The 22,516-nt window shown below is 56.3% G+C and carries 18 protein-coding genes; 12 read left to right on the top strand and 6 right to left on the bottom strand.

Annotation, left to right across the window (positions count from 1 at the left end; translation table 11 throughout):
* Nucleotides 1-9 precede the first annotated feature (9 nt).
* Both CLV88_RS14410 and CLV88_RS14415 read left to right on the top strand, forming a co-directional pair.
* Nucleotides 10-1,038 carry an ABC transporter permease gene (locus CLV88_RS14410; RefSeq protein WP_106609112.1) on the top strand — a complete coding sequence of 343 codons (1,029 nt, stop codon included), beginning with the start codon at nucleotides 10-12 and terminating at the stop codon, nucleotides 1,036-1,038.
* Nucleotides 1,035-2,186: an ABC transporter permease gene (locus CLV88_RS14415; RefSeq protein WP_106609113.1), complete on the top strand. Its 1,152-nt coding sequence runs from the start codon at nucleotides 1,035-1,037 to the stop codon at nucleotides 2,184-2,186. Before CLV88_RS14410 ends, CLV88_RS14415 begins: the two co-directional genes overlap by 4 nt.
* Nucleotides 2,187-2,457: 271 nt before the next feature.
* Here the strand turns inward: CLV88_RS14415 and CLV88_RS14420 are convergent, their stop codons facing one another.
* Nucleotides 2,458-4,818 carry a mechanosensitive ion channel family protein gene (locus CLV88_RS14420; RefSeq protein ID WP_106609114.1) on the bottom strand — a complete coding sequence of 787 codons (2,361 nt, stop codon included), beginning with the start codon at nucleotides 4,816-4,818 and terminating at the stop codon, nucleotides 2,458-2,460.
* Between the two features lie 224 nt (nucleotides 4,819-5,042).
* Here CLV88_RS14420 and CLV88_RS14425 point away from each other — a divergent pair, with 224 nt between their 5' ends.
* The 8 genes from CLV88_RS14425 to CLV88_RS14460 are packed head-to-tail and all read left to right on the top strand — an operon-like array spanning nucleotide 5,043 to nucleotide 12,829.
* Nucleotides 5,043-6,320 carry a nucleotide sugar dehydrogenase gene (locus CLV88_RS14425; protein ID WP_106609115.1) on the top strand — a complete coding sequence of 426 codons (1,278 nt, stop codon included), beginning with the start codon at nucleotides 5,043-5,045 and terminating at the stop codon, nucleotides 6,318-6,320.
* Between the two features lie 9 nt (nucleotides 6,321-6,329).
* On the top strand, nucleotides 6,330-7,568 hold the full coding sequence (locus tag CLV88_RS14430) for a glycosyltransferase family protein (RefSeq protein ID WP_106609116.1): 1,239 nt from the start codon (nucleotides 6,330-6,332) through the stop codon (nucleotides 7,566-7,568).
* On the top strand, nucleotides 7,565-8,800 hold the full coding sequence (locus tag CLV88_RS14435) for a glycosyltransferase family 4 protein (protein WP_106609117.1): 1,236 nt from the start codon (nucleotides 7,565-7,567) through the stop codon (nucleotides 8,798-8,800). Before CLV88_RS14430 ends, CLV88_RS14435 begins: the two co-directional genes overlap by 4 nt.
* A gap of 4 nt (nucleotides 8,801-8,804) precedes the next feature.
* Complete coding sequence (locus CLV88_RS14440; protein ID WP_106609118.1) at nucleotides 8,805-9,881, top strand: glycosyltransferase family 4 protein; 1,077 nt, start codon at nucleotides 8,805-8,807, stop codon at nucleotides 9,879-9,881.
* Nucleotides 9,878-10,465: a histidine phosphatase family protein gene (locus CLV88_RS14445; RefSeq protein WP_106609119.1), complete on the top strand. Its 588-nt coding sequence runs from the start codon at nucleotides 9,878-9,880 to the stop codon at nucleotides 10,463-10,465. The genes CLV88_RS14440 and CLV88_RS14445 overlap by 4 nt, the downstream gene beginning before the upstream one ends.
* Entirely contained in the window at nucleotides 10,462-11,604 is a 1,143-nt protein-coding gene (locus tag CLV88_RS14450; protein ID WP_106609120.1) for a glycosyltransferase family protein, read from the top strand. Before CLV88_RS14445 ends, CLV88_RS14450 begins: the two co-directional genes overlap by 4 nt.
* Complete coding sequence (locus CLV88_RS14455) at nucleotides 11,601-12,356, top strand: polysaccharide deacetylase family protein (protein ID WP_106609121.1); 756 nt, start codon at nucleotides 11,601-11,603, stop codon at nucleotides 12,354-12,356. Before CLV88_RS14450 ends, CLV88_RS14455 begins: the two co-directional genes overlap by 4 nt.
* On the top strand, nucleotides 12,353-12,829 hold the full coding sequence (locus tag CLV88_RS14460; RefSeq protein WP_106609122.1) for a class I SAM-dependent methyltransferase: 477 nt from the start codon (nucleotides 12,353-12,355) through the stop codon (nucleotides 12,827-12,829). The genes CLV88_RS14455 and CLV88_RS14460 overlap by 4 nt, the downstream gene beginning before the upstream one ends.
* A 2-nt stretch (nucleotides 12,830-12,831) precedes the next feature.
* On the opposite strand, the gene CLV88_RS14465 is transcribed toward CLV88_RS14460, so the two are convergent.
* Nucleotides 12,832-14,487: a U32 family peptidase gene (locus CLV88_RS14465; RefSeq protein WP_106609142.1), complete on the bottom strand. Its 1,656-nt coding sequence runs from the start codon at nucleotides 14,485-14,487 to the stop codon at nucleotides 12,832-12,834.
* Between the two features lie 227 nt (nucleotides 14,488-14,714).
* Here CLV88_RS14465 and kynU point away from each other — a divergent pair, with 227 nt between their 5' ends.
* Nucleotides 14,715-15,908: a kynureninase gene (gene kynU, locus CLV88_RS14470; protein ID WP_106609123.1), complete on the top strand. Its 1,194-nt coding sequence runs from the start codon at nucleotides 14,715-14,717 to the stop codon at nucleotides 15,906-15,908.
* A gap of 50 nt (nucleotides 15,909-15,958) precedes the next feature.
* On the opposite strand, the gene CLV88_RS14475 is transcribed toward kynU, so the two are convergent.
* Entirely contained in the window at nucleotides 15,959-17,449 is a 1,491-nt protein-coding gene (locus CLV88_RS14475) for an aldehyde dehydrogenase family protein (RefSeq protein ID WP_106609124.1), read from the bottom strand.
* Nucleotides 17,450-17,728: 279 nt separating this feature from the next.
* Between CLV88_RS14475 and CLV88_RS14480 the strand changes: the two genes are divergently transcribed.
* Nucleotides 17,729-18,547 carry a sulfite exporter TauE/SafE family protein gene (locus CLV88_RS14480; protein ID WP_106609125.1) on the top strand — a complete coding sequence of 273 codons (819 nt, stop codon included), beginning with the start codon at nucleotides 17,729-17,731 and terminating at the stop codon, nucleotides 18,545-18,547.
* Between the two features lie 51 nt (nucleotides 18,548-18,598).
* Here the strand turns inward: CLV88_RS14480 and CLV88_RS14485 are convergent, their stop codons facing one another.
* From CLV88_RS14485 to CLV88_RS14495, 3 genes are read right to left on the bottom strand one after another with little or no spacing between them, the layout of a single operon-like run.
* Nucleotides 18,599-19,684: an ABC transporter ATP-binding protein gene (locus CLV88_RS14485; protein WP_106609126.1), complete on the bottom strand. Its 1,086-nt coding sequence runs from the start codon at nucleotides 19,682-19,684 to the stop codon at nucleotides 18,599-18,601.
* A gap of 4 nt (nucleotides 19,685-19,688) precedes the next feature.
* Entirely contained in the window at nucleotides 19,689-21,347 is a 1,659-nt protein-coding gene (locus tag CLV88_RS14490; protein WP_106609127.1) for an alpha-amylase family glycosyl hydrolase, read from the bottom strand.
* Nucleotides 21,348-21,358: 11 nt separating this feature from the next.
* Nucleotides 21,359-22,507 carry a carbohydrate ABC transporter permease gene (locus tag CLV88_RS14495; protein WP_106609128.1) on the bottom strand — a complete coding sequence of 383 codons (1,149 nt, stop codon included), beginning with the start codon at nucleotides 22,505-22,507 and terminating at the stop codon, nucleotides 21,359-21,361.
* Between the last annotated feature and the right edge of the window lie 9 nt (nucleotides 22,508-22,516).

Consider the following 22,516-nt stretch of genomic DNA (forward strand, 5'->3'; position numbering starts at 1 on the left):
AGCGCATGAATGGCCATCCTGCGTTTCGCAGTTTTTCGCTTGCTGACAATGCTGGCCACCCTCGCGGTGGTTTCGGTGCTGATCTTTGCTATCATTAACCTGCCACCCGGCGACTATTTGTCCAACCAGATCAACGAACTACGCGCTACTGGTCAGTCCAACGGTATCGCCAAGGCCGAATTCCTTCGCACCGAGTATTCGCTCGATCAACCCCTGTGGAAGCAATACATGATCTGGATGGGTTTCTTTCCCGGTCCGCATGGTTTCTCCGGCATGATCCAAGGCGAATTTGGCTGGTCGTTCGAATTTGACAAACCCGTGGCTGATCTGGTCGGCGGCGCGCTCTGGATGACCATTCTGGTCAACCTTGCCGCCGTGCTCTTTATCTACGCTATCGCCTTGCCGCTGGGGGTGATTGCCGCGGCGCGTTCCAAAACGTGGATCGATTACACATCGGCCTTTGTTGGCTATCTCGGCCTTGCCACGCCAAACTTCCTCTTGGCGTTGATCCTGTTCTACTACGGCAATCGCTATTTGAACCTGCCCATTGGCGGCCTGATGGATCCCAAGTTCGAAGGCGAGCCGATGAGTTTTGACAAGATGAAATCGGTGCTCATTCACTTGATCATCCCGACATTCGTGATCGGCACCTCAGGCGCTGCGGCAATGATGCAGCGCCTGCGCGCCAACCTGCTTGACGAGCTGGGCAAGCCTTATGTCGAAACCGCCCGCGCCAAGGGCATGCGCGAAAGCTCGATGTTGGTGAAATACCCGCTGCGCGTGGCCTTTAACCCCTTCGTGGCTGATATCGGCACTCTGATCCCATCGCTGATTTCGGGCTCGGTTCTGGTGTCGGTGGTGCTTGGTCTGCAAACCATCGGGCCGGTTCTGCTCACGGCTCTCAAATCTCAGGACTTGTTCCTATCGGCCTTCGTTCTGATGTTCGTGGCCCTTCTCACCCTGATCGGCACTTTGGTCTCTGACGTTTTGTTGGCCTTGCTCGATCCCCGCATTCGTTTCGGAGGTCGCGACAAATGACTATTTTGCCTGACGGACGATATATCGACGACAAACCGTACGAGCGTGACACCGGGGCCGAGGTGCGCCATGCCGAACTCGACATGTCCAACGCCCGGCTGTTGTGGATACGGTTCAAACAACACAGGCTGGGACTGGTTTCCGGCCTGTTCCTGTTGTTCTCGTACCTGATCCTGCCCTTTGCCGGATTTGTCTCGCCATACACTGCGAACGAACGGTTAGAGGACTACCTTTATCATCCACCGCAGCTGGTACGCCTGTTCCACGAGGGGCAGTTCATTGGGCCCTACGTCTACAAGACCGAAGCCCGCATGAACCTCGAAGAATTCGCATGGGAATACGAGGCCGACACCTCCACACCCGCGCCGCTTGAGTTCTTCTGCGAGGGTAGCGAATACCGCCTTGCTGGTCTGTTCAAAACCAACAAACACCTGTTCTGCGCACCCGAGGGGGCAACGGTATTTCTCTGGGGGTCGGACAGGCTGGGTCGGGATGTCTTCAGCCGTATCTTCTACGGCGCACAGCTGTCGCTTACCGTCGGTCTTGTCGGGATCACGGTCAGCTTTGTGATCGGCATCGTTCTGGGCTCAATCGCGGGGTATTTTGGTGGCTTCCTTGATTGGGTAATCAACCGCGTGATCGAGATTCTGCGCTCCCTGCCGGAACTCCCGCTCTGGCTCGCGCTCTCTGCGGCGGTGCCGTCGCATTGGGGGCCTGTGTCGGTGTTCTTCATCATATCGATAATCTTGGGCATACTCGACTGGCCGGGCCTTGCCCGTGCGGTCCGAAGTAAATTCCTATCCCTGCGCGAAGAAGAGTTTGTGCGCGCCGCCGAAATGATGGGCGCCAAACCGGGCCGCGTGATCAAGAAACACCTGTTGCCAAACTTCCTCAGCCACCTCATCGCTTCGGCCACTTTGTCGATCCCGGCGATGATCCTAGGGGAAACGGCACTGTCGTTCCTCGGCTTGGGCTTGCGCGCGCCTGCGGTCAGCTGGGGGGTCATGCTGAACGACGCCCAAAACCTTGCCTCGATCGAAATCTATCCATGGACGGCGATTCCGATGATGCCGATTGTTGTGGTGGTCTTGGCCTTCAACTTCTTCGGCGACGGATTGCGCGACGCGCTGGATCCAAATCGGAGCTAAGATACACCGCCCGGCGCTTTGACGTTCCGGGCGGTCGTCGCATCCTCTGGCGTGTCGTCTAGCTACAGACCCGCGCAACACCCCATCAACGGCGGAATATCCAACGCTTACAGCGCCTTCCGCGCTGTCGTTCACGTATTGCCGTCTGGCCTCACAGTTCGCTCCGTTAACTGGCCCATGAGCGAAAACGATACCGACGCAATACCGACGTTATACCGACGTAAAACCGAGGGGCGTTTTCGGACGCATCGCGCCCGTTAACCTCTTGCGATTACCGGTCATCCCCGCCCATGGCACCGTCCTGCAAATCTTCGACTTCGATCGCTGATTGCACTGCTCCGGTTACCGCTTCCTTCTGCTTTTCGTCCAGATCATCTGCCTTGCCATCCGCCAGACGCACCGTAACTTCGCGGTGAGCAAACTTAATGCCTTCTCGTTCGAACAAGTCTCTGATTTCTTGAAAGACTTTCTTGCGCACCAACCACTGATCGCCGGGTTTTGTCATGAATTTGACCCGGATAATCATCGCAGAATCCTGCATCTCGATCACGCCTTGGGACTTAAGCGGCTGAATAAAGTTGTGCCCAATCACCGGATCATCAAGCAGCTCAACACCGAGGTTTTTGATCAGCTTGCGCACGCGCTCGACATTTGTGTCATACGTCACCCGAAGCGGAAGCTTCATAATGACCCAATCTCTTGAATAGTTTGTCAAAAACTGGATTTCACCAAACGGAATTGTGTGTAGCGGGCCGAGGTGATGGCGCAGCTGGAACGAGCGTACCGAGATCTTTTCGACCGTGCCTTTTACCGACCCGATATCGATATATTCACCCTTTCTAAACGCATCATCGAATAGAAAGAACGCTCCCGAAAAGATGTCTTTGACCAGCGACTGCGCACCGAAGCCAACGGCCAAACCAACCACACCCGCACCTGCAAAGAGCGGGCTTACATTTACCCCAAGCTCGAGCATGACGATCAAAGTGATGGTGACGATAATCACCAGCAAAATAAAGGATCTGAACAGCGGCAACAGCGTCGCCAGACGGCTCGCACCGCCCGCGCCACCTTCATCACCCAGCTCGCCCTCTTCCGGTACGTCGCCTTGTTCCTCACGGATACGTGTGTCTATCCAAATGCGGAACGAATGAAACACGATGTACCCGATGAACAGGATCACCGCGACATCCAGAAACCTGTCTGAATAGGTGTTGCTCGAGTCCATGAGGTCTTGCGCACCAAAGATGCTGATCGCGGCATAAACCCCCGCAACAACGGCCAGAATCCCCGATACACGCCGCGCCAGCGCCTCGAATGTGTTGACCTGTCTGTGGTCCAATGTGTGCTCAATCTCTTCGAGCTGTTCTTCCTGCGCAACCGAGATTTCACCGGTCTCCACAACACGTTCCCGGATCGCCTCGGCAGCGTCGTTCATGTCGCGAATGCTGCGCGCGCGGGCGAAATAACGTTCGATGCCAAAGTTGATTGTCGCGTATACCACCAGTGTAGACATCAGAATGATGTAAGCACCGGCGATCAGACCGATGGATGTAGGGTTGTTAAGGACAAGATCAAACGCATGCTCGACGGACCCATAGAGCACGTAAATCATGAATAATGGTGCCCACAGAATACTGATCCAACGCACCGCAACCGCGACATCATTTCGGTCACGCCCATTGCGCAAAGCCATCGAGATGGCATTTTTGTTTGCAAAAATGAGAGCAATATTCGCCACCGCAAACACAGCCGTCAGCACCAGCGACATCATCGCGTAGACGTCATAGTTCAGCCCAAGTTCCTTGAGCCATTCGCCAAAAATGTTGGTGCAGATATCGAGTATTGCCAGCGAAAAAACCCAATGATGCAAACGTTTTGCATCCTTGGTCGAAAAGGGTGGAATTCGGTATTGAGGTAAGTAGGGCGACAGGATCATGCGCCACGCCAGTGACACGGCGCGGCACATGAAAAAGGCAGCGTTGATCGACACAATTGTAAATCGGATCGCGGTGTCTTCGGCGGGACCAAAAATGATCAACCCCAACAAAAACGCAATCAGCATGGTTGTTGCCACCCCTACAAGTCCGGCGGCAAAGCGTGCGACGAGAAAGGGTAGTTTTTCGGAGTACCCCACCGGGTCTTTTCTGATCAGCGGAATGATCAGACGCCCCGCGATCTTGGGGCCATACACAAACCGCTCAAAGCACATCCCAACGAACAGGAACACCAGCATCCAGACCAGTGTTTTGAAAAACGCAGATATCGTTCCATCCGGGCTTGATGCGCGCAAGATGTAGAGCACCTCATTGATCGCGGCGGGCAATGCATCAAGCCGATTAGACAGGACCGCGCGGAAACTATCGACCTCGGCCTGTGCCTTCATCAGCGACGTCATGTCGTCGGCCAGACCCTCTTCGGACTGACCATCCGGCTCTATGGTTTCTTCGGCTCCCACGACATTCCCGCTCGCGTCGAGAATGATCACGCTCATGCCATTTTCCGCAGCTTCCTGAACGATTTGTGCAATGGCTGCGTCGCCAACCGGGTCGTCACCTTCTTGAGCCGCTGTAAAATGTACTGGAAGCAAGAACAGGATGGTCAGAACGAGCGAGAAGAGGTGCCGGATCATAGCGTTTAAACCCTTGTAGAACAGTGCATCTCTAACGCGTCTTGGCGCTAGCGGCAAATCTCAAACAGTCAACGCTTTGTGTCTGATCTTGTCGGCTCGATGATGGTCACGGTGTGGTCGTGGATTCGCGATCAGGTTTTGATGGCTTTTGACGTGACAATTCGCGTCATTTTCGTTAGCGGACACCTGACCGATCAGGTGACCGTAAATAGAAGGTTGCGCACGTGAGCCAAACACAACAGGAAAAGATCGCCGTTTTGGGGCTGGGCTATGTTGGATTGCCGCTGGCCTTGGCATTGTCGCGGGCGGGTTTTGATATCGTGGGATATGACACCAGCGCTCCGCTGGTTGCCGCTTTGCGCGAAGGGCGAGATCGCAACGAAGAAGTATCTTCCGAGTCGATCACCCAAAGCAACGCAGTTTTTACCGATCAGGCCTCAGAGCTTGTTGGCGCGACGGTCTTTATCATTTCAGTGCCGACGCCCATTACCGACGCGAAAAAGCCAGACCTGGGCCCGGTACGTTCCGCATGTGAAACCATTGGGTCTGTTGTCGTTCCGGGCGCTTTGATTATTCTGGAATCGACGGTGTACCCGGGCGTTACAGAAGATGTCTGTGGCCCTGTCATCGCAGAGGTCAGCGGTTTGCGTGCCCAAAAAGATTTCGCGCTAGCCTATTCGCCGGAACGGATCAATCCCGGCGATGCAGAGCACTCCTTGGAAAGCGTGATCAAAGTTATCGCGGGTCAGGACATCGAGACACTGGATCGTGTAGAGGCCGTTTATTCTCCTGTGATCCGCGCGGGTTTGCACCGTGCCAGTTCAATTAAAACCGCAGAAGCGGCCAAGGTTATCGAAAATACGCAACGTGATCTGAATATTGCGTTGGTCAACGAGTTCTCATTGATATTTTCCCGTCTGGGTCTCGACACGTTAGAAGTACTGGAGGCAGCAGGCACCAAGTGGAACTTTCTACCGTTCCGTCCGGGATTGGTGGGGGGGCACTGCATCGGCGTCGATCCATATTATCTGACATTCCGCGCAGAGCAGTTGGGCTATCACCCTGAAGTCATTCTGGCCGGACGGCGCATCAATGATCACATGGGCCGCCATGTTGCCCAGCAAATGGTCAAGGCGATGCTGGCGCGCAAAGAGAACCCGGCGCGTGCACGCGTGCTGGTCATGGGTTTTACATTCAAAGAAAATTGCGCAGATACCCGGAACACGCGAGTTGCTGATATTGTCGATGAATTGCAAAGTTATTCGGCAGATGTCGACGTGTGGGATCCAAATGTAAACAAGGCAGATGTCGAACGTGAATACGGGGTTTCACCCATTGCTGCGCCTGCTTTAGATACTTATGACGGTATTGTTATTGCGGTTTCGCATGACGCGTTCATGCAGATGGGTGCAGATGCAATAAGAGCACTCGGAAAGCCGGGAGCTTTGATTTACGATATCAAAGGTGTGCTCGACAAATCCGAGTCGGATTTGCGATTGTGAGCTGGGATTATGTGGGGTGAAAGATTGTCAGAGGCGATCTCCATAACGGCTGAGAATGGGCGCCATGAGTCGCCGCGCGTGCTGTTTTACAGCCACGATACCTTTGGGCTCGGGCATCTCAGACGCTCTCGTGCTTTGGCCAGTGCGATCACTCAGGCGGATGAGCGCATCTCGGCACTTATCCTTACCGGCTCCCCTGTGGCAGGGCGTTTCACATTTCCCGAAAGAGTTGATCACATTCGCTTGCCGGGTGTCACCAAAACGCCTGATGGGGATTATCTCTCAGAACGCCTTGGATTGCATATTGATGAGACCACCGCGTTGCGGGCAGGGCTGATCAAAGCGACCGTCGAGAATTTTGATCCTGATATTCTGATCGTTGACAAGGAGCCGACGGGTTTTCGGGGCGAGCTGATCCCGGCACTGGATTGGTTGCGCTCTAAACGCAAGGCGCAGATCATACTAGGCCTTCGGGATGTGCTGGACGATCCAGAAGTGCTAGCCATTGAATGGGACCGCAAAGAAGCACTGCAAGCCGCCGAAACGTATTATGATGAAACTTGGGTTTACGGGTTGCGTTCAATTTGTGACCCCACAGCAGGGCTGAACCTATCTGCGTCTTTCCGCTCTCGGATGAAATTCACGGGCTATCTGCGTCGTGACGAACTTGCCGAAGGCGATGTGCCAACCGATCCGTTTGTTTTGATTACACCCGGCGGTGGTGGTGACGGGGCGGCGATGGTTGATCTGGTTCTGTCCGCTTACGAACAAGATCAATCGCTCGAGCCCGATGCCGTGCTCGTTTACGGTCCGTTTTTGTCCGGTCAACAGCGTGCAGATTTTGAAGCGCGTGTCGCGAATTTGAATGGCCGCGTCCGGGCCGTTGGTTTCGAGAGCCGTATGGAAAACCTGTTTCTCGGGGCACAGGGGATCATTTGTATGGGCGGTTACAACACGTTCTGCGAAGTGTTGTCGTTTGACAAACCGGCCGTGATCGTGCCCCGCACGCGTCCGCGGCTAGAGCAATATATCCGCGCAAGCCGTGCGGAAGGTTTGGGTCTTGTTCGGGTTTTGGATGAATACCGCGACGGTTTGACTCCGCAGGCAATGATCGATGCTATCCGCGATTTGCCGTCACAACCCAAACCGTCATTGGCATTTGTTCCTGGTCTTCTCGAAGGTTTGGATTTCGTTTCCGCCCGTACGCTCGAAATGCTCGGCCTTAAGAAATCGCAAGGCGTCGCATGACCTCAAAAAAACCGAAGTTGGCTGTCGTTGTCAAAGGATGGCCACGGTTGTCAGAGACTTTCATCGCCCAAGAACTGGTTGCGCTTGAAGGGGCAGGGCATGATTTGGACCTATGGTCGCTGAGATTCCCAACGGATAAGAAGCGGCATCCCTTGCATGAACGCCTCAAGGCAAAGGTGCGGTATTTGCCAGAATATCTGCATCAAGAGCCATTCCGAGTGCTGCGCGGTGTCCTGAAATGCAGCGTAAATCGACGTTTCTGGACCTCGCTTCGCGTATGGTTGAAGGACTTGGGCCGCGAGAAAACACGCAACCGGGCGCGCCGCTTTGGTCAGGCATGTGTGCTGGCGGCGGAACTTCCGCGTGACACAGCGGCGCTTTACGCGCATTTCCTGCACACGCCAGCATCGGTTGCGCGATATGCATCCATAATCCGAGGTGTTCCATGGTCGGTGTCCGCACATGCCAAGGACATATGGACCTCGCCGGAATGGGAAAAGCGTGAAAAACTTCAAGCCAACACGCATGGCGCGACCTTTCTTGCGACGTGCACAGGGGGCGGTGCCAAGCACTTACAAGGCCTTGCAGACCGCAGCGACCGGGTTGAGCTGATTTATCACGGTCTGGATTTATCTCGGTTTCCCGAGCCACCGGCGGAACGCCCTCAATCCGGTAAGGTGCGGTTCCTGTCAGTTGGCCGTTTGGTTGAAAAAAAGGGGTTTGATCGTCTTTTAGAGTCTTTTGCCCTATTGCCTGCGGATTTGGATTGGACTTGGGAGCATATTGGCGGCGGTGGATTGAGTGACACGCTCGAAGCCAAGGCCAAGTCGCTTGGGGTGAGCAACAAAATCACGTGGCGCGGGGCGTGTGATCAGCCCGAAGTAATCGACGCAATGCGTCGCTCGGACATCTTTGTGTTGCCTAGCCGAATTGCTGTGGATGGCGATCGGGATGGGTTGCCGAATGTGCTGATGGAGGCCGCGTCGCAAAAGCTATGCCTATTGTCGACGCCTGTTTCTGCAATTCCAGAGTTTATCACCGACGGGCAGCACGGGATTTTGTCGAGCGATGATCCTGCCAATCTGGCTGAGGCGCTGACAAATCTATCGCAAAACGCAGCTTTGCGCGTAGCATTAGCCGATTCCGCCTATGAGAGGCTGACCTCGCATTTCCTGATGCAGCCGGGCATTCAGCAACTGGACCATCGCTTGCAGGCGATGTTTCAGGGCTAGCGCCATGTCTGGAATAGCCTTCTACGCGCCGCTGAAATCGCCCAATCATCCTATTCCGTCGGGCGAACGTGAGATGGCCCGCAATCTGATCCGCGCGCTGTCTAGCCGGGGGTACGACGTAGAGCTGTCGTCAGAATTTCGCAGTTTGGAAAAAAAAGGCCATTTGGATGCGCAAACCTTACTGATGGCGCAAGCAGAGACGGAGATCAGCGCGTTAAAGACGCGCAGGGATTGGTCTGCTTGGGTCACGTATCATAGTTACTACAAAGCGCCTGACCTGTTGGGGCCCGCTTTGTCCAAGGCACTGAATATCCCGTACTTCGTTATCGAAGCCACGCGCGCGTCAAAACGTCTGGGCGGGCCTTGGGACGGGTTTGAAAAAGCAGCGGTTCGGGTTTGTGAAACAGCGGATGTTCTGTTCCATGTCACACAGCGGGATGCCGTTGCATTGCGTCCCCATATCAGATCGGATCAAAGCCTGATGCATTTGGCGCCATTTCTGGACATCGAGTGCTTGCCAGCAATCTCGCAAGGGCCGCGTGATCCGGTCATCCTGATTGTCGGTATGATGCGTGAGGGTGATAAGCTTGCCTCTTATGAGATAGCCGCTGACGTGCTGCATACTCTAGAATATGGCCAATGGCGGGTTGAAATTGCTGGAGACGGTCCCGCGCGAGCCAAGGTCGAAAACCTTATGGCCCCTTTTGGAGAGCGCATAAGTTTCCTTGGGGCATTGGATAAGCAAACGTTGCAATTGGCATATAGGCGCGCGCGCGCCCTGCTTTGGCCGGGGATGAATGAAGCCTTCGGGATGGTTTACCTCGAGGCGCAAGCACAGGGTGTGCCCGTTGTCGCGGAAAACCGCTCAGGGGTGAGTGATGTTGTGGCGTCAGATGGCCTGTTTGCGATCGGAGAGCACGCGGTGCTTGCTCAGGATTTGAAACGTTTGTTGAATGATAACGAATACCACGCGCGTCGAACGCAGGTGGCGCGCGAAAAAATCCAAGCGCATCATTTGCTAGGTGCGGCGCGGGACACATTGTGGGGCGCCATGGCGCGCTATTTGCCGGAGGTTGCATGAATAAACTAGCCATGTTGCGCCATGGACATACTGAATGGAACCGTGCCGGTCGCATTCAAGGGCGAACGGATATTCCATTGGACGGGCAAGCCAGAACGGATCTTTCCGGCTTTGCTCTGCCCGAGGGGTGGAAAGACGCAGATGTCGTTTCGAGCCCGTTGGGTCGTGCCAAAGAGACAGCCGAGATCGTCTCAGGCCGCCCACCGAACATTGTGCCTGAGCTGATGGAGATGGATTGGGGGCAGTGGGAAGGTAAAAAAGGTGTCGAGCTTAAGGCCGACCCTGCATCCGGGTTTCGGGACATTGAACAATGGGGATGGGACTATCGCCCACCCGAAGGTGAAAGCCCTGCCGACGTGAAAGCGCGTCTCTTGCCCTGGTTGGCGTCTTTGAAGCGTGACTGCGTCGCTGTTTGCCACATTGGTATTATGCGCATCGTGTTGGCGCAGGCTAGCGGCTGGAACTTTAGCGGACCGCCGCCGTTTCGGATCAAGCGCAACCGCTTGTTTATCGTGGACATAACCCCTGACGGATTGCGCATTGCCGACCCTGATATCGTGCGGTTGGAGCCTCAAGCCTCATGAAGGTCATGATCGCGGTCACTCACTTGCTTGGCGCAGGCCATTTGTCGCGCGCCGCAACGCTGGCTCGGGCATTTGCGCATTCCGGGCACGAAGTGTCGCTGTTGTCTGGTGGGCGGGCCGCGCCGCATTTGGACATGTCTGGGTTTTCGCTTTTGCAGGCTCCGCCGTTGGCATCAGACGGGATTAATTTTGCGAGGCTGCTGGACGACACAGGTGGTCTTGCCGAAGAAAGCTATCTGAAGCGACGCACGGATCGCATGGTGCGTGCGTTGCAAGAAACCGCGCCTGATGTTCTGATCACAGAGCTGTTTCCATTTGGAAGGCGTGCTTTGTCCGGGGAATTTCTTGCATTGCTTGAGGCCGCTAAATCCTTGCCGACGAAACCGCGTGTTTATGCCTCGATCCGAGACATTCTGGCACCTCCATCCAAGCCTAGCAAAGCAGACCGAGCTGAAGAGATTTTGTCCACCTACTATGACGGCGTTTTGGTCCACTCAGACCCAGCCATCACGCCGCTGGATGCGAGCTGGCCGGTTTCAAGCGCTGTTGCGGACATGTTGAATTACACCGGATATGTTGCGCCGCACCCAGTTTATGCCAATCGCGACGGCGATGGCGCGGGAGAAGTTATCGTAAGCGCAGGTGGCGGTTCAGTTGGCAATGCGCTTTTCGAATGCGCAATCCAAGCTGCTGAGCAATCGGATTTAACGTGGAGGCTTTTGGTTGGTGGCGAGGACAAGGTTGAGCGGATCAATAAACTGAATTCCAAGATTCTGACCGAGAACGTTATTGTTGAAAGTGTCCGGCCTGATTTTCGCGACATGCTAGCTCGGGCAGCGGCGTCGGTGAGCATGTGCGGCTACAACACAGCGTTGGATCTGTTGCAAACTGGCCTGCCCGGAGTGATTATTCCTTTCGACGATGGTGGCGAAGTGGAGCAAACTTTGCGGGCTGAGTCTTTGCGCGCGCTGCCGTCCATTGAGGTAATCACATCGAGCGATCTGTATCCGGAGCGTCTTGCTGTAGCGCTGACCCATGTGCTGACCAGCGGTCATCGGGTAACCGATGGGCTCAAGATGGATGGCGCCGGGCAATCAGTGCGGATTGTGGAAAGAGACGTGCACGGGTTGAGTTCATGAGAGTTGATTGGACCGCGTTGCGCCAAGAGCTTGCGGTTTGGCACCGCGACGGCCTTCGCTTGCCTTTCTGGTGGCGTGACGATGACGCGATTGCTCCAACCAAAGCGTTGAAACAGCTGGAAAACCTTGGTCGAAACATGGGAGTTCCGGTCCATCTGGCGATTATTCCAGCCAACGTGGATCAAGCGCTTGTCGAGCATATCAGCGATGTGATTGTCCCGGTTGTTCATGGCTGGTCACATCAGAACAACGCCCCTCTTGGGCAGAAAAAGGCTGAGTTTGGAGCAGGGCGCGATCTGGACTTAGTACGCCAAGAATTGCAGCGCGGGCTTGAGCGGATGAATGGGGTTTTTGGCGCGCGCTTTTCCAAAATGTTCGTGGCACCGTGGAACCGGCTAAGCGCGGATGTGTTGTCGATCTTACAGGATGTCGGTTTCACAACGGTTTCCACGTTTCAATCGCGCACTTCGGCCCAGCCAATTGCGGGGCTAGAGCAGGTTAACACGCATATCGATCCAATTTTTTGGCGCGGTGCCAGAGGCTTGGTGGAGCCGGTCACGCTTGTATCTCAGACAGTTGAGTTGCTCGAGAAACGTCGTCGCGGCATTCTGGATGCAGCGGAACCTCTTGGCTATCTGACACACCACCTTGTGCATGACGCGGAAATCTGGGAGTTCTCGCGTCAGTTTCTGACGGAAATCTGCGAAGGGCCGGTAACGCTCTATCGTCACGATAAAAAGGACATTTCATGAGCCGATTGGACAGCATGATGCGCCGCCTTGCAGCGCAGCGGGATGGTTTGGAGTGGGGTATTGGTCTCATTGGCGCGTTAGAAGGCGACATTGTGGACATGGGTTTGGGCAATGGCCGGACTTATGATCACCTGCGCGAAATTGCGCCAGATCGCCGGATCTGGGTGATTGATCGTGTGCTGCAATGCCATCCTTCTTGCGTGCCGCCAGAGCAGGATTTCTTGCAGGGTGAAGCCGAGGACATGCTGATCAAATTAGCGGATGCCACCGCAGGAATAGCCTTGGCCCATTATGATTTTGGCTTTGGTGACAAGGGTAAAGACGTGGCAGAGGCGGCGCGTTTGTCGCCACTGATTGCCAAGATTATGGTGCCCGGCGGTGTCGTGGTGTCCGGTCAGCCATTGGTCGGTATGGAGCAGGTGCGCGGCCCGGAGAGTGTCGCTCCGGATCGCTATTGTTTCTACAAAGCTTGAGGTTACTCGGCGGCTGGCAGTTTGAGGGCGGTTGCCTCAGCCTTTGACAGCATTGCGCCCTGTTTGCGTTGTTTCAAAACTTCGCGTGCATGGGCGTACATATCATCCTGCCAGAAGATTAGGCAGCCGTTGCAGCCCTTGCCACAGCAGCCTTCGGTACCCTTGCGGTTGGTCTTGAACCGGCGGGTATTGGCGTCGGCCTCGATGGCATCAACCAGTGCATCGCGGCGGCGTTTATAGGCGGTTTCGTTGGTCGTGTCCTTGACCTCCATCGCCAGCGTGGTCTTGTCGAGTTGCAGGCGTTTCCACTGTTCCTCGGTCAAGGCACGCTCTTTGCGAAGTACGGTCATCGCGGGGAAGTTGGTGCGCAGGTCGTTCACATCCTCTTGTTCAAAAAGAGAAAATGGCAGACGGATTACTGTTTTGGTAGAGCCGTGGACGACGTCTTTTTTCTCGCCAGTTGCGGCCACTTCGTAGTCGTATCCCCGCAAAAGGATGGTGTTGCGCGCCACGGGTGAGACGAGTTCGATCACATCGCCTGGTTCGAGTTTGTTCTTCACTTCGACCAAGAACGCGTCGTTCTTCACTTCGGTGACAAAACCCGCGTATTCCCATTGGGCAATGGCTTGGGTCTGTTCATATCCATGGGCCAGATTGGTCAGGCGGCCCTTGTGGAAGGCGAGAGTGTAGCCGCGGTTACCGACGGTTTCGAGCTCTTCCATATAGTCGGCGGCGTTCCAGTTTTCGGGGTCGGCGTAGTAATCGTCAATCGCCATGCGGTAGGCGCGGGCGACGATGGCGGCGTAGTATTCGGACTTGCCGCGGCCCTCGACTTTGAGACTGTCCACGCCGATGCGCAGATAGTCGTCGAGTTTGGGCATCAGGCACAAGTCTTTGGAATTCAATATATAACTGCCGCGTTCATCCTCTTGAATCGGGAGGAACTCACCGGGGCGCACGCCTTCTTCGAGCAAGAACTCGAACATGTGCAGGTTGTCTTCGTCGACGATCAGTTCCTGAATGGTGCCATCCTTGAGGCGCATGTGGAACTTGTAATTCCAGCGGCAAGAGTTGGCGCAGTTCCCTTGATTTGCACCGCGTTCAGCCATGAAATTCGACAGCAAACAGCGACCTGAATAGGTCATGCACATGGCGCCGTGGACGAAGGCTTCTAGCTTGATATCAGGGCATTTTTCGCGGATTTCTTCCAATTCTGGAAAGGAGACTTCGCGCGCCAGAACCACCAAATCGGCCCCCTGAGCCTGCCAGAACTGAGTCGTCAGCCACGAGGCGACATTGGCTTGGGTGGAAACGTGCAACGGGATCTCGGGTGCGCGTTCGCGGACGTATTGAAACACGCCGGGGTCAGAGATGATCAGACCATCGGGCTGCACCTTGCGGACCGTATCGATGTATTCGTCGAGCTTTGGTATATCTTTGTTATGGCTGAACAAATTCAGTGTCAAATAAGCGCGGCGACCGTGGTCGTGGCAGAATTGAACACCTTCGATCACCTCTTGGAGCGAGAATTCCGACTTGGTTCTGAGCGACAAATCGGGTGTGCCCAGATAGACAGCATCGGCGCCATAAAGCACCGCCATCTTAAGTTTTCGAAGGTTGCCCGCAGGCATCAGAAGTTCAGATTTATGCTCGGTCATGGTGTGCGCGTCCTTGATCAATGCGGTGTCATACACGGGATGAATGCCATGCGCAAACCCGCGATTTGGCACGTCGGTATTACGTCGGTATTGCGTCGGTCTTGCGTAGGTGCGAATTCAGAATAATGGCCGAATGGCGGGTTTTAGCGGGACAAGGATGCCGTTTGCATTAATAGTGCCAGATAGAGCTTTGGCCTCATTGGGTAAAGTTGGATTGAGAGGACTAAATGGGCGTCGCACTGCCGAGAAAAGAACTTTTTGATATCCCAGAGGGGGTAATTTACCTCGATGGTAACTCGTTGGGGGTGTTGCCAAAAGGCGCGGCAGAGCGTGCGCAGCGTGTGATCACGCAAGAGTGGGGTGATCAGCTGATCCGGGCGTGGAACAGTGCCGGTTGGATGGAACTGCCTCAGATTGTTGGGGACAGGCTGGCCGAATTGGTTGGCGCGCCGGGCGGGTCGGTGGCCACGGGTGACACGCTTTCGATCAAAGTGTTTCAGGCGTTGGCGGCGGCGCTCAAGATGCGGCCAGATCGGCGGGTGATTCTTTCGGACAACGGCAACTTTCCGTCAGACCTTTATATGGCCGAGGGGTTGGTCGACCTGATCGACAAAGATTACGAGCTGCGCACGCCAGACCCGGAGGCGGTGATGGCGGCGATTACCGAGGATGTCGCGGTGGTGATGCTGACGCAGATCGATTACCGCTCGGGGCGGATACACGACATGCAGGCCATCACGAAGCGCGCGCATGACGTGGGTGCGGTGATGATCTGGGATCTGGCGCATTCGGCGGGGGCGATCCCGGTGGACCTGACGGCGAGCAATGCGGAGTTCGCTGTGGGCTGCACGTATAAGTATCTCAATGGTGGACCCGGTGCGCCAGCGTTCATTTATGTGCGCCCTGATCTGGCGACGGATGTGAAACCGGCGCTGTCCGGGTGGCTGGGGCATGATGCGCCCTTTGCCATGGAGCGGCATTACCGCCCGGCGACGTCCACGGAACGGATGCGTGTAGGCACACCAGCGATTTTGCAGCTGTCGGTTCTGCAAGAGGCGCTGAGGGTCTGGGATGGCGTGGATATGAATGATTTGCGTGCAGCATCCATGCGGCTGACGGATCGGTTCATTGCCGAGGTTGAGACCCGTTGCCCGCAATTGCGGTTGGCAAGCCCAGAGGATGCAGAGCATCGCGGTTCGATGGTGTCTTTTGGCTTCGAGCACGGCTACCCGGCGATGCAGGCACTGATTGATCGCGGAGTGATTGGTGATTTTCGCGCGCCGGATATCATGCGGTTTGGGTTCACGCCGTTGTTCATTGATGAGGATGACGTGGTTGCGGCGGCAAAAGTGATAGAAGAGGTCATAGGTCAGGAACTGTGGCGCGACGCCAAGTATCAGGTCGTGTCGCGGGTGACGTAACGACCTGATCTGTGCGGTTTGGGCCAGTCTTGGTCTGTTGATGAAATTGCCTAACCCCCCATCAGGAAACCAGCCGGACCGGAAATGGAGTGTGGTTCGGCAAAGGCGAGCACACCGTCATAACCCAAATTGCGCCCGACCCCGGAGTGTTTGAACCCGCCAAACGGTCCACGCCCGTCTTGGGCCATGGGGCCGTGCCCATTGAGATAGGTGTAACCTGCCTCGATCCCGCGGGCGAGGCGCATGGCACGGTCGGCATCCGGAGTCCAGATCGAGGAACAGAGGCCATAGTCGCTGTCATTGGCTTTGGCGATGGCCTCGCCTTCGGTGCGAAATTTCATGATTGGCAGAGCAGGGCCAAATTGTTCGTTCTTCACAATCGAGAGGGCTGGGTCAGCATCAAAGACCAGTGTTGGTTTCTGAAAGTAACCGTTCGTGTAGAGCGCCTCGTCGGGGACTTGGCCGCATTCACGCACATCGGCACCTTTGGCGCGGGCTTCGGCGATCATGTCAGTGACTACCTTGAGTTGGCGGGCATTGTTAACCGGCCCCATGGTGGTTTCTGGCAAAAGCCCATCGCCAATGACAGCGCGTTCGCAAGCCGCAGTAAGGCCGTCGACCACCTCGTCATACCGGCTTTCGTGGACATAAAGACGTTTCATGGCCATGCAGATTTGCCCCGAGGAGGCGAAAGAGGCCCAGTACATGCGGGTGAAGACCTCTTCGTTGAGATCTGCGTCCTGCAGAACCAGTGCGGCGTCGTTTCCGCCAAGTTCCAGGGTAACGGGTGTGATGTTTTCAGCAGCGGATTTCATCACCATTCGACCTACGCGAACAGAGCCCGTGAAATTGACGCGACGCACCAGCGGGTGGCTGGTGAGGGGATCGCCAATTTTTGCTCCGTCGCCGGTGATGACATTGACCACTCCGGGGGGCAGAAGTGCCGCGATTTTATGGAGCGTGAGAGCGGGAGCGAGCGCGGAAAATTCGGATATTTTCATAACCACGGTGTTGCCAGTAACCAGTGCCTGCGGGAGCTTGGCCCCAAGGATGGAGAGCGGCCAATTCCATGGTACTATGAGCGCAGCCACCCCCGCGGGTTGGCGGATGACAATGGTGTCAAAGGGTGGGCCCGCAATTTCCTCGTCGATGGCCATTCGCTCCCCATAGTCTGCGACTTGCACGAAGCGATCTCCGAGGCGAGACATTTCCAGCAAAGTTTCACGGCCGATTTTGCCGTGTTCACGGGTGAATAAGCGGGAGCGGTATTTGACGTCTTCCTCGTCGGCCGTCAGATATTTGGCAACGTCGCGCAAGGCGTTTGCGCGTTCACCAAAGGACAGGGCAGACCATTCAGGAAAGGCGGCATGAGCGGCACGAACGGCGTCGTCGACATCTTGGGCCGTGGCGTCGGCAGCATGACCGACCAGCTCGGACGGGCGGGCCGGATTGTGGATGGCGTAGGTGGCACCGCCCTGTGCGGGGCGGCTTTCGCCATTGATGAAAAGTCCGGTCGTGACGACCCTGTCCATATTGCTCATGCGCGCGCTCCTTTCAGTTGGGGCAAATTGCAGGGACTTGGCCCGATATGCCGCCATGCTCCGTCCAGTTAGGCCCCCCCCCGACCCTTAGTACACTTTCTGAAAGTGCACGGGCGACGACGGGGGGTGATGTTGTTCATTGTGATCGCGGGATCGCGCCACGTCCAATTATTTTGCAGGGCTTGGACGCGGTGAAGACAGTGGCCAGCAGCAAGTCAGTGGCTTGACACCCGTGGCGCGGTGGTCAGGATACGCGGGACGGGCGGACTGGGAAAACACATGATAGATGCATTGCCACTTTTGGGGTTCCTGATTGTTATCGGAGCCTTTGCCGGAGTTTTGGCCGGGTTGCTGGGTGTTGGGGGCGGGATCGTGTTGGTCCCGGCGTTTTTCTTTTTGTTCAGCCAGCTGGGTTATGGTGGGGACCAGTTGATGCAGGTGTGTCTGGGCACATCTTTGGCGACGATCGTGGTGACGTCGGTGCGGTCGCTGCAAAGCCATAACAAGAAGGGCGCGGTGGACTGGGATCTGCTGCGCGCCTGGGCACCGGGAATTGCGGTTGGCGCAATTGTTGGGGTGATGGCGGCGTCGCAGCTGCGGTCAGTTTATTTACAGGCGATTTTTGGCGGGTTGGGCGTTGTTGTGGCGCTGTACCTTGGTTTGGGGCGTCCGGAGTGGCGCTTGCGCGATGAGATGCCAAAGGGGATCGGTCGTGCGGTTGTGTCCTCGGTATTGGGATTTTTGTCGACGCTGATGGGCATTGGCGGCGGGAGCCTTGGTGTGCCGACGATGACGTTGTGCAACATGGCCATTCACCGAGCTGTCGCGACGGCGGCGGGATTTGGGCTGGCGATTGCGGTGCCTTCGGCGCCGGGGTTCATGCTGATCTCGGTCGAAGAGGCGAGCCGCCCGCCATGGACGATTGGTGCGGTGAACCTGCCGGCCTTTGCCATTGTGATTTGCATGACGCTGCTCACCACGCCTTATGGTGCAAAGCTGGCTCATGCGATGGATCCCAAGCCACTGCGCCGGGTCTTTGCGGTTTTCCTGTTCCTTGTGGCGCTGAACATGCTGCGCAAAGCGTTTGGTTGGGGATAAAAAAACGCGCCCAAAACGGGCGCGTTGCGGTTACCTGAATGTTGCCCTTGATCAGGTGCGCATAGACTGACCTTGGTGGAAGAGATGCACCTTTTCGGGGACGGCTGTCATGCGCACGTTCTGTCCGCGAAGATCCTTGTGAATGCCGGGCAATTTGGCAATCAGGGGGTCTTGGCCGTCTTCGGCTTCGAAGTAGAGCAGTGTGACTTCGCCCAAGGCTTCGGTGATGTCGACCTTGGCTTCGAACATGAAACTGTCGGTGGTTTCGGTCATATCCTCGGGGCGGACGCCGATATTGACGGCTTTGCCCATGTCAGCATCGTTGGTTGGAACGCTAGACACGGCGGAACCGCCGCCATCCAGTGATACGGTGGTTTGTGCGCCGGTGCCGGTAATCTTGCCCGAAAGCAGGTTCATAGAGGGGGAGCCGATGAACTGGGCGACAAACTCGTTTTCAGGAGTTTCGTAGAGTTCAAGAGGTGTGCCGACCTGTGCAATGCCTTTGTTGGCGAGCACGACGATGCGGGTCGCCAGTGTCATTGCTTCGACCTGATCGTGGGTCACGTAAATCATGGTGCGATCTGGCATGGCCTCTTTCAAGCGGGCGATCTCGATCCTTGTGGCGACGCGCAAGGCGGCGTCGAGGTTTGAGAGCGGTTCGTCAAAGAGATAGACCTGCGGGTCGCGCACGATGGAACGGCCGATGGCGACGCGCTGGCGCTGACCGCCTGACAAGGCCTTGGGCAACCGGTCGAGATACTCGTCCAGTTGCAAAACCTTGGCAACGTCAGCGACGGCCTTGTCGATTTCGGCCTGCGACTTCTTGGCGATCTTGAGCGCGAAAGACATGTTTTCGCGCACCGTCATATGCGGGTAAAGCGCGTATGACTGGAACACCATGGCAATGCCGCGCTGGGCAGGCGGCATGTCGTTCATGTACTGGCCATCGATGGTGAGTTCACCACCGGTGATTTTCTCAAGCCCCGCAATCATGCGCAACAAGGTGGATTTGCCACATCCTGAGGGTCCGACAAAGACGATCAATTCGCCCGGTTCGATGTCGAGGTTGATATTGTTGAGAACATTGACGTTCCCGCCGTAGGTTTTCTCGACATTGCGGAGTTTGAGTTCGGCCATGATCTTACCCTGTCTTCTTGACGGCGATGCAGCAATGCCACGCCGGCAGGTGAACGGTGTTGACCGCCGGAGCAACGGTGCCCCTGAGGTCGGAGGCTGCGCTTTCCCAAGCGCCAGACGGCAGGTCGGCATTTTGCGACACGCCGCTGATGTTGAACGCGCAGAACAGCTTTTCGCCGTTTAGTTCGCGGGTGAAGGTGAGCAGGTTGCCGGTGACCTTCATGTCGTCCTGCATGCCCTGCGACAGCGCGTCGTGCGCTTTGCGCAAGGCGATGGCCTTGCGGTAGTGGTGCAGTAGGGCGTCGGCGTCGTCTTCTTGACCGGCGACGGATTTGTCCATGTGGTCATGGCTTACCGGCAACCAAGGTTTACCAGCGGTGAAGCCGCCGTTCTGATTTGAAGGTTCCCAGACCATGGGAGTGCGGCAACCATCGCGACCTTTGAACTCTGGCCAAAACTCGATGCCATAGGGGTCTTGCAGGTCTTCAAAGGCAACGTCGGCCTCGGGTAGGCCGAGCTCTTCGCCCTGATAGATACAGGCAGAGCCGCGCAGGCACATCATGAGCGTGGTCATAAGGCGCAGGCCGTCTGCGTCCAGTTCCCAGCGTGACGCGTGGCGTTTTACGTCGTGGTTGGAGAACGCCCAGCAGGGCCAGCCATCGGCGGCAACATCGGCAACGCGATCCATCACGGTTTGCACGTCGGTCGCGGTGGGTTGGTCATTGGCAAGGAATTCGAAGGCATAGCACATCTGCATCAGATCATCGCCAGCCGTATATTGACCAAGGATTTCGAGCCCTCGCTGGGCGTCGCCCACTTCGCCAACCGCGGCGGCACCATATCCGTCCATCAGCGCACGCAACTTGCGCAGGAAGGCGAGGTTTTCGGGTTGGTTTTTGCTATAGAGGTGTTCCTGATGGTTATAGGGGTTCACCTGCGGCGCAATGGTGGAGTTCCGCTGGTCCATAGGCAAGGGCGGGTTGTCGCGCAGTTGCTTGTCGTGGACGTAGAAGTTGATCGTGTCCAGTCGGAAGCCATCAACGCCCCGGTCGAGCCAGAAGCGGGCCACGTCCAGCAGTGCGTTTTGCACGGCGGGTTCGTGGAAGTTCAGGTCCGGTTGCGAGGACAGGAAGTTATGCAGGTAGTATTGCAGGCGGCGGCCATCCCATTGCCAGCCTGACCCGCCAAAGATCGACAGCCAGTTGTTAGGCGGGGTGCCATCGGGTTTTGGGTCTGACCAGACATACCAATCGGATTTTGCATTCTCACGGGAGGAGCGGCTTTCAGCAAACCAAGGATGCTGGTCAGATGTGTGGCTGAGGACGAGGTCGATCATGACCTTCAGTCCCAGCGAGTGTGCGGTTTCAATGACCGTGTCGAAATCGCTGATCGAGCCGAACATCGGGTCAACATCGCAATAATCGGACACGTCATAGCCGAAATCTTTCATCGGTGAGGTGAAGAACGGAGAGATCCACACCGCATCGACGCCAAGAGAGGCGATATAGGGCAGGCGATCGGCAATGCCGTTGAGATCACCGATGCCGTCGCCGTTGGAGTCTTGAAAGGAGCGGGGGTAGACCTGATAGATCACCGCACCGCGCCACCAATCCGGGTCTTTGGCGAGATGTGTGAGGGATGTGTTTTGGACTTTGGCGTTCATGGAAAGAGCCCTTACTTAACTGAGCCGGCCAACAGGCCGCGCACGAGATAGCGTTGCATAGAGAAGAAGACGACCAGCGGTACGGAGATCGAGACAAAGGCCGCTGTTGCGAGGATTTCCCAGTCGCCGCCACGTGTCCCCAGCATTTCGACAATGCGGTTGGTCATGACGGTGGTCTGGCCCGTAGCGTCGATCAGGAAGACCTTGGCCACGAGGAGATCGTTCCATGTCCATAGAAACTGGAAGATCGCGAAAGAAGCGAGTGCCGGGAAGGAGAGCGGCAGGATGATCTTGGTAAAGATCTGGAATTCGGTTGCACCATCAACGCGCGCGTTCTCGATGATGTCGCGCGGCAGGCCAACCATGTAGTTGCGTAAGAGATAGATCGCGAGCGGCAGACCAAAGCCCGTATGGGCGAGCCAGACGCCGAGATAGCTTTTGCCGATGCCGATGTTGAGGTGCAGTTTCAAGAGCGGAATCAGCGCCAATTGCAGTGGTACGACCAGCAGGCCAACCACAAAGGCAATGAGTAACGCACGCCCCGGAAAGTCCATCCAAGCCAGTGCATAAGCGGCAAAGGCGGCAACAAGAATCGGGATGATTGTCGCGGGGATTGTTACAGTGAGCGTGGCCATGAAGGCAGCCCCCATACTGTCCGACGCGGTGCCGGAAAACAGCACGTGTTTGTAGTTTGCCAGTGTGAACTCAGGCGGGGTGAGCGCGGTGACAAACACACGCGGGCCGCGCGCGCCCTCGAAGGCTACTGTGTTTTCGATGCGGTAGTTGCCGATCGTGTCGACTGTGATGGTGCCACCGCGGCGCAGCTCGGCGGTTTCGCTGGGCTGGAAGGCGTTGATGTCGCGCGAACTGATACCCCATGACGAGATTTCAGCCTCGGACCCGTCGTCAAAGAGCTGGCCTTCGATCACGTAGAGATCATTGACCTGTTTCTGATCGTCGGGGCCGTTGGCGCGGATGGTGAGGTTCTGTTCGGCGGGGAACAGCGCTTTCCACCAGCCGCCAGTGACGATCTGATCGGTCGTGCGGAATGACGACACGAACAGGCCCACAGTTGGGAAGAGCCAGAGTGCAACCAGCACCGCGACGGAGATGTGAACAACCCATGTGAGGGTGGATTTCTGACCTGCGATATTGTCCATCTGTCTACC

It is taken from the genome of Shimia abyssi (assembly GCF_003014475.1).
GTDB classification, from domain to species: domain Bacteria; phylum Pseudomonadota; class Alphaproteobacteria; order Rhodobacterales; family Rhodobacteraceae; genus Shimia; species Shimia abyssi.

Coding starts and splice junctions, on each gene's coding strand:
- CLV88_RS14410 (WP_106609112.1), top strand. CDS start 10: ATGGCCATCCTGCGTTTCGCAGTTTTTCGCTTGCTGACAATGCTGGCC.
- CLV88_RS14490 (WP_106609127.1), bottom strand. CDS start 21,347: ATGAACGCCAAAGTCCAAAACACATCCCTCACACATCTCGCCAAAGAC.
- CLV88_RS14485 (WP_106609126.1), bottom strand. CDS start 19,684: ATGGCCGAACTCAAACTCCGCAATGTCGAGAAAACCTACGGCGGGAAC.
- CLV88_RS14445 (WP_106609119.1), top strand. CDS start 9,878: ATGAATAAACTAGCCATGTTGCGCCATGGACATACTGAATGGAACCGT.
- CLV88_RS14450 (WP_106609120.1), top strand. CDS start 10,462: ATGAAGGTCATGATCGCGGTCACTCACTTGCTTGGCGCAGGCCATTTG.
- CLV88_RS14435 (WP_106609117.1), top strand. CDS start 7,565: ATGACCTCAAAAAAACCGAAGTTGGCTGTCGTTGTCAAAGGATGGCCA.
- CLV88_RS14430 (WP_106609116.1), top strand. CDS start 6,330: ATGTGGGGTGAAAGATTGTCAGAGGCGATCTCCATAACGGCTGAGAAT.
- CLV88_RS14455 (WP_106609121.1), top strand. CDS start 11,601: ATGAGAGTTGATTGGACCGCGTTGCGCCAAGAGCTTGCGGTTTGGCAC.
- CLV88_RS14460 (WP_106609122.1), top strand. CDS start 12,353: ATGAGCCGATTGGACAGCATGATGCGCCGCCTTGCAGCGCAGCGGGAT.
- CLV88_RS14495 (WP_106609128.1), bottom strand. CDS start 22,507: ATGGACAATATCGCAGGTCAGAAATCCACCCTCACATGGGTTGTTCAC.
- CLV88_RS14415 (WP_106609113.1), top strand. CDS start 1,035: ATGACTATTTTGCCTGACGGACGATATATCGACGACAAACCGTACGAG.
- CLV88_RS14465 (WP_106609142.1), bottom strand. CDS start 14,487: ATGACCGAGCATAAATCTGAACTTCTGATGCCTGCGGGCAACCTTCGA.
- CLV88_RS14420 (WP_106609114.1), bottom strand. CDS start 4,818: ATGATCCGGCACCTCTTCTCGCTCGTTCTGACCATCCTGTTCTTGCTT.
- kynU (WP_106609123.1), top strand. CDS start 14,715: ATGGGCGTCGCACTGCCGAGAAAAGAACTTTTTGATATCCCAGAGGGG.
- CLV88_RS14480 (WP_106609125.1), top strand. CDS start 17,729: ATGATAGATGCATTGCCACTTTTGGGGTTCCTGATTGTTATCGGAGCC.
- CLV88_RS14475 (WP_106609124.1), bottom strand. CDS start 17,449: ATGAGCAATATGGACAGGGTCGTCACGACCGGACTTTTCATCAATGGC.
- CLV88_RS14440 (WP_106609118.1), top strand. CDS start 8,805: ATGTCTGGAATAGCCTTCTACGCGCCGCTGAAATCGCCCAATCATCCT.